The following is a 13,723-nucleotide window of genomic DNA, read 5'->3' on the forward strand; positions in this document are numbered from 1 at the left end:
AGATAAAAAAATGGAATATTCTTTTAATACAGAATAGTTCATTTTTTTATGATTAAGTGAATAAAAAAACAAAACAACTATTGACAAATAAAAGATATTATCAAACCAATATTTATACTATATATAGTGTTTTTAAATCTTTTGTAACAAAAATATATACTATATATAGTTGAAAAAAGACTCTCGTTGGGATAAGATATTAATTGAATATATTAAGGGAGTTAGATGATAATGATAGAAACAGCAGAACCAAGCGAAAAAATGAGCAAAATATCAGAAGAAATTGATACGATTAATGTCATTAAAAGAGATGGACGTACGGTTGATTTTGACATTGCAAAAATAACAGCGGCACTACTGAAAGCAGAAAATAAAATAAATGGTCCAATTGATGATTTATCTATTAGAAAAATTGATGAATTAGTATTTAAAATTGTTTCTGAGATTACATCTCGTTTTTCTAAAGATGTGAAAATTTATGAGATTCAAAATATCGTCGAACATATACTTCTTGAAAATCGTGAATATTCTTTAGCTCAAGAATATATAAATTATCGAACTAAGCGGGATTTTGAACGAGCAGAATCAACAGATATTAATGTGACAATTGAGAAATTACTAAATAAGGATCAACGTTTAGTAAATGAAAATGCGAATAAAGATAGTGATGTATTTAATACCCAAAGAGATTTGACTGCAGGAATTGTTGGAAAATCAATCGGTTTGAGAATGTTGCCTCCCCATGTGGCAAATGCTCATCAGAAAGGTGAAATTCATTATCATGATTTAGACTATCATCCCTATTCACCTATGACAAATTGTTGTTTAATTGATTTTGAGAGTATGTTGAATAATGGATTTAAAATTGGAAATGCTGAAGTTGAGCCTCCTAAGTCAATTCAAACGGCAACAGCACAAATTTCACAAATTATTGCTAACGTAGCATCTAGCCAGTATGGTGGCTGTTCAGCTAATCGAATCGATGAGTTTTTAGCACCATTTGCGAAAAAAAATTATGAAAAACATTTAGAAGATGCTAAGCAATGGATAGATGATGAGTCTAAACACGATGAATATGCAAAACAAAAAACAAGTAAAGATATTTATGATTCTATGCAAAGTTTAGAGTATGAAATTAATACATTATTTACTTCTAACGGCCAAACGCCATTCACTTCATTAGGATTTGGTCTTGGAACGGATTGGTTTGAGCGAGAAATTCAACGAGCAATTTTTTTAAATCGTATTAAGGGGCTTGGAGGAGAACATCGTACAGCGATTTTCCCAAAATTAATTTTTACGATTAAAGATGGTGTTAACTTGAAACCAAGTGATCCAAATTACGATATCAAAGAGTTAGCGTTAGAATGTGCGACTAAAAGAATGTATCCTGACATATTGAATTACGATAAAATTGTTGAGTTAACTGGTAGTTTTAAAGTACCAATGGGATGTCGATCATTTTTACAAGGTTGGAAAGACGAGACAGGCAAAGAAGTTAATGCTGGACGTATGAATTTAGGCGTAGTGACATTGAATTTGCCACGCATCGCGTTGGAAGCTAAGGGTCACATAGAAACATTTTGGTCAATGTTAGATGAGCGTTTATCTATTGCTAAAGATGCTCTGATTTTTCGTGTGAAAAGATGTAAAGAAGCAGGACCAGCTAATGCGCCTATTTTATATATGTACGGTGCATTTGGCAATAGATTGAACAAAAATGAGTCAGTTGATGAATTATTTAAAAATAAACGAGCAACTGTATCACTTGGTTATATCGGGTTGTATGAAGTGGCTTCATCATTTTTTGGTGGAGAATGGGAAGATAATCCTGAAGCAAAAGAATTTACTTTAGAAATATTGAAATATCTAAAACAACATACTGATGCATGGGGCGATGAGTATGGTTATCACTTTAGCGTATATTCAACACCTAGTGAAAGTTTAACGGATCGTTTCTGTCGTTTAGATAAAGAAAAATTTGGGGAGATTGAACATATTACAGATAAAGAATACTACACAAATAGTTTTCACTATGATGTGAGAAAAAATCCTACGCCATTTGAAAAATTAGATTTTGAAAAAGATTACCCTAAATATTGTTCAGGAGGGTTCATTCATTACTGTGAATATCCAGTCTTGCAACAAAATAGAAAAGCATTAGAAGCGGTGTGGGATTATGCTTATGATAAAGTTGGGTATTTAGGTACTAATACCCCAATTGATCATTGTTATGAATGTGGTTTTGAGGGGGATTTTAACCCAACTGAACGTGGTTTTGAATGTCCACAATGTCACAATAATGACCCAAAAACATGTGATGTAGTAAAACGAACATGTGGCTACTTAGGTAACCCACAAGCAAGACCAATGGTTCATGGTCGTCATAAAGAAATTTCATCACGAGTAAAACATATGAAATAAAAAAGAGTATCACACTCTTTTTTATTTTTTAAAGGAGTATAGAAATGAGAAATCCAAAACCAAAAGAGTGGGACTCTGCTAAATATAGTAAAGGATACATTGCTGACTATAAACCCTTTATGTTTGTAGATGGAGAAGGTGTTCGTTGCAGTATTTATGTTAGTGGTTGTTTATTTGCTTGTAAGGGATGTTTTAATCGAGCCATCCAAAATTTTAGATATGGAACACCTTATACTAACGAACTAGAAGATAGAATAATAGAGGATTTATCACATGATTATGTACAAGGATTAACATTACTTGGGGGAGAACCTTTCTTAAATACAGAAGTATGCTTGTCATTAGTTAAACGTGTTAGAAAAGAATTTGGTCACACAAAAGATATTTGGTCGTGGACAGGCTATACATTTGAAGAACTCTTGGAAGAAACAGATGATAAATTAGAATTACTGAGCTATGTGGATGTGTTAGTTGATGGTCGATTTGAGTTGGAAAAGAGAGATTTAAGTTTGCAATTTCGAGGAAGTAGTAATCAACGAATTATCGATGTCCCACAATCCCTGGTTGAATCTAATGTGGTGATTTGGGAAAAATGTTTAGATAAAGAAGCCTATTTCCGTTGAAATGGATGAATGCGTATAGTATTCATCTTTTTTTTATGATTTTATCCTTAAAAAGTTAAAAGTATTTGTGATAATTAACGTATCAAACATTAGGGGTGGGTCATATGATAGTCTCAGTTAATTTATTTCAACAACAAACACCAGAAGTACAGCAAAAAATAGCGGAACAACAAAAAGTAATGGAACATTTATATCCAATATTAAATGATGTGCCAACGTTAGTATTTTTTACTGATGATAGTCAAGTGGATTCTTTATTTGAGCAACAGTTTATCCAGCTGAATGACCAACCAAGTATTTTATATAGCCATGATGAACAAGATTATCAAACATTAATTGAAGGAATAGGAGCAATTGTATTAACTGCAGATAAAGTGGATAATACACAAATGATGTGTCAATCCTTATTAACAAAAGTAACTGATAATCAACGTGTTGTATTTGATGGTTGTGACGATATACTTAAATTAGTGCTGAGTGGGGATAGTAAGCCTTATGCCATTTGTGTACAAGAAAATAGATTGTCAAATCTTCTTTCGTTATCAAAAGAGACTATTTCAACGATGTTGCCCTCAGAAATTATGACAGATCCATTATTTGAGGATGTTCCGTTTGTTTTTATTTATAATGAAGCAGGTATTGGTTATCTCAATCATACTGACGAATTGTATGATGTCTCTATTGAACACTTGGACGTTAGCAAATTAAATCATACTGGTATGTTATTAGGATTGGCTAAAGGATTGAGTGATGAGGAAAAATCGACAGAAGAAATTGTAACAGACGGGATTGTTTGTGCGATTTCTGCTATAGAAAATCAGGATGTTGTATTTGACAAACATTTTTATAAAGATAAAATAAATGTGATTAAACTAGCATGAAAGGGGCTTACTAGCCTCTTTTTTTTGTGTTAAGGAATATAATACTCTTGTTTAATCTTTGTTTTAATAACATAATTAACACCCCAATTTTTCATTTTTACTTAATCAGATGGAATCATTTTTGCTTCGTTTGGTTTAATAAACGTTGACGATTTCTTTTGTTTACTTGATAGGTTTATTGAAAAAAATGAGCATATATCTTAAAATTAAAAAAATGTCAGACTTTTTCAATGAATTAATTCTCATCTTTTTATATTTCGGTTAAAAATGTTATACTAAAGTTAATGAAATTAAAAAGAGGTGACTAGTTTGTTAGATAAACAAGAAGAATTATTTTTAAAAGAATTAACAGATGCAAAAGGCGTACCTGGTAATGAAACACAGGTGACAGAACTATTTAAAAAATATGCTGAGCCATATGCTGATAAATTATTGTTTGATGGGTTAGGTGGGATTAATGCACGTCACATTGGTGAAAAGGAAGGCCCACGTGTCTTAATTTCTGGTCATATGGATGAAGTTGGATTTATGGTGACTAAAGTCACTGATAAAGGCTTTATTGAATTCCAAACATTAGGTGGTTGGTGGGGACAAGTCATGCTGGCTCAACAAGTGACTATCACAACATCTAATGGAAAAGAAATTCATGGTGTAATTGGTTCAAAACCACCACATGTTTTGTCTGCTGAAGCAAGAAAACAACCATATGATATTGCAGATATGTTTATAGATATTGGCGCAACAAGTAAAGAAGAAGCAAATGAGTGGGGCATCAAACCAGGAGATATGGTGACGCCTTACATTGAGTACAAACGATTAAATGATTCAAAATATTTATTAGCAAAAGCATGGGATAATCGTATTGGAACGGCCGTGTCATTAAAAGTACTAGAAAATTTAGCTAAAGAAGGTCATCCAAATATTTTATTTGCAGGAAGTAATGTACAAGAAGAAGTTGGATTACGTGGTGCCAGAACAAGTACTCATTTAGTTAATCCTGATATTGCATTTGCTCTTGATACAGGGACTGCAGGAGACACACCAGGTATGACACCAAAAGAAGCGGATTCTGTGTTAGGTGAAGGACCACAAATTTTAATTTTTGATGCGTCAATGATTCCACACAGAAAATTGCGTGATTTTGTCATTGATGTGGCAGAAGAACTGGATATTCCATTCCAATATACTGTTATCACAGGTGGAGGAACAGATGCTGGAATGCAACATTTAACACGTAATGGCGTGCCATCACTTGCGATTACAGTGGCAACTCGTTACTTACATTCGCACACATCTATTATTCATGAAGATGATTATTTAAACACTGTTAAATTAGTGACAGAAGTAGTGAAACGATTAGATGCTGATAAAGTAAAAGAATTAACATCTTACTAAATGAAATGAACAGGTACGTAAAAGTATCTGTTTATTTTTTATAAAGAACAAAATTGTTTTAAAAAATGATTTTTATTGAATGATTTTAGGAATTAGTTGATAATATTACCAAAGTATTTGTATCTTTTATTGACTAGTCGTAGGATAATATTGTATGGAAAGGAAGTCGTATTATGGATATCACTGTATTAGGCTATTGGGGAGGTTACCCTTATCAAGGGGAAGGTACAACATCATACCTTGTTCAATCAAATGATTTTTCATTGTTATTAGATGCTGGAAGTACAACACTTGTTAGGTTAGAGGAAAAGTTAGATCCTTTGACGTTAGATGCTGTTCTTTTGACTCATTATCATCATGACCACATGGCAGATTTAGGCGTTTTACAATATTTACGCCAATTAAAACCAACAAAACCTGTGGAAGAATTGCTGATATATGGTCATACTGAAAATATGGAAAAATTTAATGAGCTAACCATGACAGGTATTTCAAAAGGTATTGCCTATCATGAAACACAAGAGCTTGAACTGGGTCCATTTCTAATAACGTTTAAACGTACGGTTCATCCTGTTCCTTGTTTTGCAACAAGAATTGTCGAAAAAAGTACAGGCAAAGTGTTTGTGTTTACGGCAGATACAGGCTATTTGGAAGGGCTATCTGATTTTTGTCAAGAGGCTGATTTGTTAATTACTGATACTTATTTTTTAGAAGGTAATGAGCATCATAAAGCTCATCTAACAACCAAAGAAACTGGTGAATTAGCTAAACAAGCTAATGTTAAACAAGTAATCATTAGTCATTTAAATCAATCCCTTGATTTAGATGAAGTTTTAAAACAGACTCAATATTATGCTGGAGATATTCCAATTCAACTTGCAAAAATTAATTTAAATAAGACATTATAAGGAGATGTATCGATGATTTATGTATCAAATGAAGAAATAACAGACCCACGTATTAACTTAGCTATTGAGACATTTTTATTACAGGAAATGCCAGTAGATGAGCCAATTTTATTATTTTATATTAATGAGCCATCAATTATCATTGGACGTAACCAAAATACGATTGAAGAAATTAATATGGATTATGTTGAAGATAATGGTATTCATGTGGTTCGTCGATTAAGTGGTGGGGGAGCAGTTTATCACGATGAAGGAAATTTAAACTTTAGTTTTATTATGCCAGATGATGGAGAATCCTTTAGAAATTTTGCGAAGGTGACTCAACCGATTATTGATGCCCTTCATGAGCTAGGAGTTGAAGGAGCAGAATTAAAAGGAAGAAATGATCTAGTCATTGACGATAAAAAATTCTCAGGAAATGCGATGTATGCAACAAATGGTCGTATGTTTGCTCATGGAACATTGATGTTTGATAGCGATGTGAATGAAGTTGTAAATGCATTAAAGGTGAGAAAAGATAAGATTGAGTCAAAAGGAATTAAATCAATTCGTTCTCGTGTCACTAACATCAAACCTTTTTTATCTGATGATTACCAATATATGTCAACAAAAGATTTTAGAAAAGAAATTTTATTAAAAATCTTTGAAACAACAGATATTAATGATGTAAATGAATATAAATTAACAGAAGAAGACTGGAAAAAAATCAATGCTATTTCTGATAAATTATATCGTAATTGGGATTGGAACTACGGTCGTTCGCCTGAATTTGATATTGTACGACGTAAAAGATACCCAATTGGTTCAATTGAAGCAAAAATGAATGTATCCGATGGTGAAATTAAAGAGATTCGTATTTTTGGTGATTTCTTTGGATTAGGTCAAATTGCTGATGTGGAAGATATTCTTACTGGAATCAAATATGACAAAGAATCAATATCAAAAGCTGTTGAAAAAATTGATGTTAAAAAATACTTTGGAAATATTGAAGTAAGTGATTTAATTGAATTATTGTATTAAATAAAAGACGTGCATCTCATTAGGAGATGCACGTTTTTTATTATTAGCATTATTTAGTTGATTCAGTGGTTTCTTCTTTACTAGATTCAGTTGATTTAGATTCTGAGGATTTACTTGTTTTAGAATCTGAAGATTTACTTGTTTTAGACTCTGATGTTTTGCTATCACTTGTTTTTGTTTCTTTTTGTGGTAAGTATGGTGTTAATATATTTTTATACTGATTATCTTTAATATTTACATTTGCTTTTTCTAATTCTTTTCCAATAACTTCTTGTTGGAAAGTAGGATCAGATATTTTAGTTTGTTCAAAAATGTCTTTTAATTCTTTTTCATAAGGTTTGTAATCATTACCTTTTTGTTTATTTTTAACCATTTTTACAATGTAATAAACATCTGTACCAGTTTGTTGGTTTTGAACAGTGATTAAATCAGATACCTTACCGTCTTCTAATTTGTATGCAGCTTCTTTTACTTCAGTAGGAACTGTTACACCAGCAGGATCAGTTGTAGCAGTTGAGTCAAACTTCACTTTACCACCATCTTCTTTAGTGACAGTATCTTGAGAGTCACTTTTCGCTACTTTAGCAAAATCATCACCATCATTGACTTTTTTCAATGCTTTTTCAGCGTTTTCTTTAGAGTCAAATGACATAATTTGAGTTTCTACTTGTGGGTGATATGTTTTCCAAGTTTCTTTAAGATCAGCATCTGTTACTTTGATGTGAGATTTCAACATTTCTTTGAAGGCCAAACTTTGTTTAATATTATCTTTAAATTGTTTAGCTGTCATGTTGTTTTGTTTCAGTAGGGCTTCAAAAGATTTTTTACCACCATTTTGTTTTTCATAAGTAGAGTATTGTTTATCAATTTCTTTTTGGTCAACTTTACTACCGTAATCGTCTAAAGTGATTTTTTGAATAATCATGTTAACCAATGTTTCAGATGAAGTAGGGCTTTTCTTCAATTCATCGAAAAATTGAGTATCAGTAATTTTTCCACCTTTCATTGTAACGATATCTTTACCGCCAGAACAACCTGCTAAAGTAATCATACTTAATAGCGCGACAGCGGCTAATTTTAATTTTTTGTTTTTCATGTTAATTCTCCAATCTAGTTTTCAATAAATATTATGGATGATTCATAAGCATGTTTATTATTATACCATAAAAAGAATGAAACTAAATAGTTATCTAAAAAGTTAATAATAATTTATAAATAATTTAAGACTTTATTGTTCAAGAGTGTCTTTAAATTCAGTGATATCTTGTTCAATTTTTGCTAATTGTTCTTTGATTTGTTCGATCCTTGGTTTGGCTTTAAATTTAAATTTTTTAAGACTTTTTAATGTTTCTTGTTCAAAGACAGGTAATAATTCTTGTGATAAGGTTACTAATTGATTAGCTTGTATTTTGGTAGTATCAATTTGATTACTTAGTGATAGAAGAAAATTGATATCTGTTTCTATTTTATTAGTGATTGATTGTTTGGTTTCTTTTCCAGATCGTGGAGCTAGTAAGAGAGTAGCCCCCCCACAAATAGCTCCTCCGATTAAAAAGCCTTTAATAAATTTTTTTCCTGAAAAAGAGTTATTTTTCTCTTTTTTTTTCATTTTTGAATCTCCTTGTTAATGGACTGAGCAATGGATAGCATATCTTCTTTTGAGTATTTTGAACCATTATCTGCAAAGGTCATTGAAAAATCGTCCTCTTTCCCATATCTTGGAATAAGATGGACATGTGAATGAAAGACACTTTGATAAGCCGCTTCTTTATTATTATTAACCATATTTAATCCAACCATATCGGGGAAGGCTTGTTCAATAGCACGTGCAATTTTAGGGATTCTAGTAAAAACATCTGATGCTAACTTCTCATCATACTCAAAAATGTCAGTAACATGTTTTTTTGGAATCACCAAAGTATGTCCTTTAGTGGTCTGAGTAATGTCTAAAAAGGCATATACCATATCATCTTCATATACAGGGTAACTAGGTATTTCTTTTTCTATTATTTTGCAAAAAATACAATCAGTCATGCTTTGTTCCTCCTATGTTTATTAGCTTTCTGTTTTAGTGTAACATTATCACAATTGAATGAAAAGCTAGGACAATGAATATTAAAATAAGTAAGTAAACGAACGATATATGATATAATCAGTCTAGTATATATTGGAGGAAAAATAATGAGTTTAAAAATAGAAAATCTAACAGGAGGCTATGGTCATGTCCCTGTTTTAAAATCAGTTAATTTTGAAGTGAAATCTGGTGAGATGGTTGGGTTAATCGGTCTTAATGGCGCAGGTAAAAGTACAACCATAAAACATATTATTGGGTTACTTAATGCACAAAAAGGAAAAATTACCATTGATGATGAGACCATTTTTAATGCCCCTGAATTTTATCGAAAAAAAATAGGCTTTATACCAGAAAGTCCAATATTGTATGATGAATTGACATTAAGGGAACATATTGAAGTGACGGCGATGGCGTATGATATTCCTAAAGAAGAAGCTTTAAAACGTGCGGAGTATTTATTAAAATTATTTCGTTTAGAAAATAAATTAGATTGGTTTCCCACTCACTTTTCAAAAGGAATGAAACAAAAAGTTATGGTATTGTGTGCTTTTTTAACAGAGCCAAGTTTATATATCATAGATGAGCCATTCTTAGGCTTAGATCCATTGGCTATCAATGCTCTTCTTGAATTGATGAATGAAATGAAACAACAAGGTGCTGCTATTTTGATGTCCACTCATATTTTAGCTACAGCTGAAATATATTGCGATCGTTTTGTGGTCTTGCATAATGGTGAAGTTAGGGCGAATGGGACAATGGAGGAATTACGTGAGGAGTTTAATTTACCAGATTCTTCTTTAGATGATATTTATTTATCTCTTACTAAAGAGGAGGGGAAATAATGGCAGAATTTTATAAATTACGTCTTACTAAACATCGAAAAAAAATGCTTCGCTATTTAAAATATGTGATGAATGATCATTTTATTTTAATTTGTATGGTTGGACTAGGAGGTTTTGGTTATTACTATTCCGAATATTTAAAAACATTGACTCCATTGGTTACGTGGGTACCTTTTATGGTGCTGCTGCTTTGGATTATCAGTCTATTTATTGGACGATTGAGTACCTTGATGCAAGAAGCAGATATGGTATTTTTACTGCCAAAGGAAAGAGCGATGATGACTTATTTGAAACAAAGTTTAAGATATTCGACTATTTTACCAATGATTAGCTTATCTCTAATTGTCGGAGTGACGTTTCCTTTAGTAGCGGCAACAACATCGGTGACTCTTTCTATGGCATTATTCATAATTGCAAGCTTGATTTCATTAAAATATGCAGATTTATGGATACAGTTAGAGTCACTTTATCTTAATACAGAGAAAAAGGTGATAACGCATCGATTTGTATGGTGTATTGGAGCTTTAATTGGTCTTTCTTCAAGTTTATTTTTATCATTTTATATTGGAACAGTCATTTCAATTATTGTGAGTACCTTGCTAGTGGTATTAGCAAAACAAACGTTAGAAATAAGTCAATTGAATTGGGAAAAGAGTATTAACATGGAGAGAAAAAGAATGAAACGAATTTATTCATTCTTTAATTTATTTACGGATGTTCCGGGCTTGTCATCAGATGTTAGAAGACGGAAATATTTAGATGGCTTACTGAATAAAGTTAAGAAAACCTCAGAGAATACTTATCTTTATCTGTATGCAAGAGTTGCTGCAAGAAGTTCTGAGTATAGTAGCTTAACATTACGATTGGTTGCTGTAGGCGCGATTCTTTTATTTTTTACTCAGTCATTTTGGTTAATGGCTATACTAGGTAGTTTGTTTATCTATTTGTTGGGATTTCAATTAATTCCAATGTATCATGCATTCGACTATATGTTGATGATTAAGCTGTATCCTGTTTCTCCTAAGAAAAAATCTGGTGCAGTTTTATCTATAATAAGAAGTGTATTAATTATCATGACAATTATTTATGGCATAATTGTGTTGATTGTATTACCTAATAAAGTAGAGGCAATGCAATTATTTGGGATATTTGTGGTGGTATGCTTAGTATTCTCGTGGGGGTATCTTCCTTTGAGACTAAAAAAAATTGAAAAAAATGCAAATAGATGAAAAACTTTAATAGAAATGTGTTATACTAAATTTTCGTAATCCCGTAGTGGAACAGTGGAATGATGGTAAAAGTGAGTAAAGGACAGTTATGGAGAGTAATAGACATGTTTAATTTTGATAAAAACTGGAATCTCCAACCAATAAAAGGAGATACCGGGAAAGCTTATAAAGGTATGAAAGAAAATGAGAGGGTCTTTATTAAGCGTAATTCTACTCCTTTTTTAGCCGCATTATCTCGTGAAGGTTTGACGCCGAAATTACTTTGGACAAAAAGAACAAGTAATGGGGACATATTAACTGCACAAGAATGGTTAGAAGGACGACAATTAGAGGTAGATGAACTCCCTGAGAGTGAAGATGTTGCACATATGTTGCGTTATCTTCATCAATCAGAGTCATTAAAATCAATGCTTAAAAGAATGGATGGTGCAGAAAAATCAGTCTTTGATTTTTTGAAAGATTATATAACTGATTTACCTAAGGAATTGAAAAACGACGATTATTTAATGCGTATTTTTCGTTATTTAGAAAATCACTTACCATCTTATGCATCAGTTGAATTTGTTGCGTGTCATGGAGATGCTATTCATAATAATTGGATGTTAGCATCAAATGGAGAATTATATTTGGTTGATTGGGATTATTCTGTTTTAGCTGATCCAGCTTATGATTTGGGGACTATATTAGGGCAATATGTTTCTAGAGAGGATTGGCCTAATTGGTTAGAAATGTATGGTATACAAGTTGATGATGAAGTGTTGGAGCGTATTAATTGGTACGCAGGCATGAACTTGTTGCAGCAAATTAAAAGAAGTTATTATCGAGAAGAATACAAACAAATGTCAAACTATGTTTCATTATTAAAAAAATTATATGAGGTATGAGTAGCTCTTTGACTTAAAAGTCAAGGGGCTATTTTATAGAGAAAGGAATACGTTATGCGATTAAGAAACAAACCAGGTGCAATGGAGACAATTAAAGACAATCCACAATATATTTTAACTGATGGTAGCTTGTGGAAAGGTAAATGGCAAGAACGTTTTGCAAAAGAACAACCCATCCACATAGAAGTGGGGAGTGGAAAAGGGCAATTTATTGTCGAAATGGCAAAAGCTCATCCTGATATTAACTATGTTAGTATTGAACTGCAAACAAATGCTATGATTTCAGTATTAGAAAAACAATTAGTTGAGCAGTTACCTAATTTGCAATTATTATTAGTCAATGGAGCAGATTTAACTGATTTTTTTGAAGAAGATGAAGTGTCTCAAATTTATTTGAATTTCTCTGATCCATGGCCAAAGAAGAAGCATGCTAAAAGACGGCTAACGTATAAAACATTTTTAAAAACCTATGAAACTATCTCAAAGTCAGGTGCACAACTTCACTTTAAAACGGATAATCAAGGTTTATTTGAATATTCATTAGCTAGTTTGTCTCAATATGGTATGGTTTTAAATCAAGTGTGGCTTGACTTGCATGGTAGCGATTATGAAGGCAATATTATGACAGAGTATGAAGAAAAATTTTCTTCGAAGGGACAACCAATTTATCGATTAGAAGCAACTTTTAAAGAGAAATAGTAAAAACATCTTTGCGGATAAAAAAACGCAAAGATGTTTTTATTTTTCTCTGATGAGAAAAGATAGTTGAGTAATAATAGATGAGGTAAGTTGTTCTTTTGGTGTTTGGCAATCATGAAACAACCAATTTTTAATGACGCCTGTCACAGCAAATGCATAAAAATCAGCCGTTTCTTCAAGTTTGATTTGTTTTATCGTTTCTTTTTTTTGATGGGTGATTAGGTATAAAATAAATTGTTGTAGTTGAGTCGATAACTGAGCATCAAAAACATAGGATTCTAGTAGCGTCTTTTGGTAAAATAATTTATTTTTTTCGAAATAATCAACCAATCGTTTAATAATCACTGTCCAGTGATCATAGTTGATAAAATGCTCCACAATTTCAGTGAGTTCTTGTTGATAAATCCAAATAATCAGATCTTCTTTGTCTGTAAAATGATCATAAAAGGTTTGTCTACGATATTCAGCATGAGACATAATATCTTTGATGGATATTTTTTGATAGGGAGTTGTCTTTAATAAATCTTTTAACGAATAGGCGATGACTTTTTTTGTGATTAAAGAACCAGTTGACGCCATGAGAGACCTCCTTTAGTTGACCCTGTCTATAGAATAACAAGCTAAAACGAAAAAGACAAATATGATTCATTTTTGAAAGCGGACACATTTTCAAAACTGTCCATTACGAAGAAAGCCTTTTCTTTATATAATACAGACATAGATAAGAAAACGGAGGAAGCGACG

Annotated in this window: 14 protein-coding genes; 10 read left to right on the forward strand and 4 right to left on the reverse strand. The window is 31.8% G+C overall.

The window, feature by feature from the left end; translation table 11 throughout:
- Window positions 1–261: 261 nt before the first annotated feature.
- The 6 genes from nrdD to lplA all read left to right on the forward strand — a co-directional run bounded on the left by nrdD (window position 262) and on the right by lplA (window position 7,251).
- Window positions 262–2,424, forward strand: coding sequence for an anaerobic ribonucleoside-triphosphate reductase (gene nrdD / locus AC37UB_RS05095; protein WP_370448230.1), 2,163 nt, complete (start codon window positions 262–264; stop codon window positions 2,422–2,424).
- Between the two features lie 44 nt (window positions 2,425–2,468).
- Window positions 2,469–3,047, forward strand: coding sequence for an anaerobic ribonucleoside-triphosphate reductase activating protein (gene nrdG, locus AC37UB_RS05100; protein ID WP_117972503.1), 579 nt, complete (start codon window positions 2,469–2,471; stop codon window positions 3,045–3,047).
- A gap of 104 nt (window positions 3,048–3,151) precedes the next feature.
- Window positions 3,152–3,928 (forward strand): hypothetical protein, encoded by a 777-nt coding sequence (locus AC37UB_RS05105; protein WP_241699276.1) that lies wholly within the window; start codon window positions 3,152–3,154, stop codon window positions 3,926–3,928.
- Window positions 3,929–4,237: 309 nt separating this feature from the next.
- Window positions 4,238–5,323, forward strand: coding sequence for a M42 family metallopeptidase (locus AC37UB_RS05110; protein ID WP_117972505.1), 1,086 nt, complete (start codon window positions 4,238–4,240; stop codon window positions 5,321–5,323).
- Between the two features lie 173 nt (window positions 5,324–5,496).
- Window positions 5,497–6,231: an MBL fold metallo-hydrolase gene (locus tag AC37UB_RS05115; protein WP_241699277.1), complete on the forward strand. Its 735-nt coding sequence runs from the start codon at window positions 5,497–5,499 to the stop codon at window positions 6,229–6,231.
- Window positions 6,232–6,243: 12 nt separating this feature from the next.
- Window positions 6,244–7,251: a lipoate--protein ligase gene (gene lplA / locus AC37UB_RS05120; RefSeq protein ID WP_117972507.1), complete on the forward strand. Its 1,008-nt coding sequence runs from the start codon at window positions 6,244–6,246 to the stop codon at window positions 7,249–7,251.
- Window positions 7,252–7,300: 49 nt separating this feature from the next.
- Here lplA and AC37UB_RS05125 read toward each other — a convergent pair whose 3' ends face one another.
- The 3 genes from AC37UB_RS05125 to AC37UB_RS05135 all read right to left on the reverse strand — a co-directional run bounded on the left by AC37UB_RS05125 (window position 7,301) and on the right by AC37UB_RS05135 (window position 9,285).
- Window positions 7,301–8,347 carry a peptidylprolyl isomerase gene (locus AC37UB_RS05125; RefSeq protein WP_117972508.1) on the reverse strand — a complete coding sequence of 349 codons (1,047 nt, stop codon included), beginning with the start codon at window positions 8,345–8,347 and terminating at the stop codon, window positions 7,301–7,303.
- Between the two features lie 132 nt (window positions 8,348–8,479).
- On the reverse strand, window positions 8,480–8,860 hold the full coding sequence (locus tag AC37UB_RS05130) for a YtxH domain-containing protein (RefSeq protein WP_490685409.1): 381 nt from the start codon (window positions 8,858–8,860) through the stop codon (window positions 8,480–8,482).
- Complete coding sequence (locus AC37UB_RS05135; protein WP_490685410.1) at window positions 8,857–9,285, reverse strand: HIT family protein; 429 nt, start codon at window positions 9,283–9,285, stop codon at window positions 8,857–8,859. The genes AC37UB_RS05130 and AC37UB_RS05135 overlap by 4 nt, the downstream gene beginning before the upstream one ends.
- 147 nt (window positions 9,286–9,432) lie before the next feature.
- Between AC37UB_RS05135 and AC37UB_RS05140 the strand changes: the two genes are divergently transcribed.
- From AC37UB_RS05140 to trmB, 4 genes are all read left to right on the forward strand, one after another.
- Window positions 9,433–10,167 (forward strand): ABC transporter ATP-binding protein, encoded by a 735-nt coding sequence (locus tag AC37UB_RS05140; protein WP_117972511.1) that lies wholly within the window; start codon window positions 9,433–9,435, stop codon window positions 10,165–10,167.
- Entirely contained in the window at window positions 10,167–11,396 is a 1,230-nt protein-coding gene (locus tag AC37UB_RS05145) for an ABC transporter permease (protein ID WP_117972512.1), read from the forward strand. Before AC37UB_RS05140 ends, AC37UB_RS05145 begins: the two co-directional genes overlap by 1 nt.
- 104 nt (window positions 11,397–11,500) lie before the next feature.
- On the forward strand, window positions 11,501–12,280 hold the full coding sequence (locus AC37UB_RS05150; protein ID WP_117972513.1) for a phosphotransferase family protein: 780 nt from the start codon (window positions 11,501–11,503) through the stop codon (window positions 12,278–12,280).
- A 54-nt stretch (window positions 12,281–12,334) separates the two neighbouring features.
- The gene (gene trmB / locus AC37UB_RS05155; RefSeq protein WP_490685411.1) at window positions 12,335–12,979 is read left to right on the forward strand and encodes a tRNA (guanosine(46)-N7)-methyltransferase TrmB; all 645 of its coding nucleotides are present in this window, start codon (window positions 12,335–12,337) and stop codon (window positions 12,977–12,979) included.
- A gap of 39 nt (window positions 12,980–13,018) precedes the next feature.
- Here the strand turns inward: trmB and dhaS are convergent, their stop codons facing one another.
- Window positions 13,019–13,558: a dihydroxyacetone kinase transcriptional activator DhaS gene (gene dhaS, locus AC37UB_RS05160; RefSeq protein ID WP_490685412.1), complete on the reverse strand. Its 540-nt coding sequence runs from the start codon at window positions 13,556–13,558 to the stop codon at window positions 13,019–13,021.
- Between the last annotated feature and the right edge of the window lie 165 nt (window positions 13,559–13,723).

Source organism: Vagococcus changpingensis (assembly GCF_058211775.1).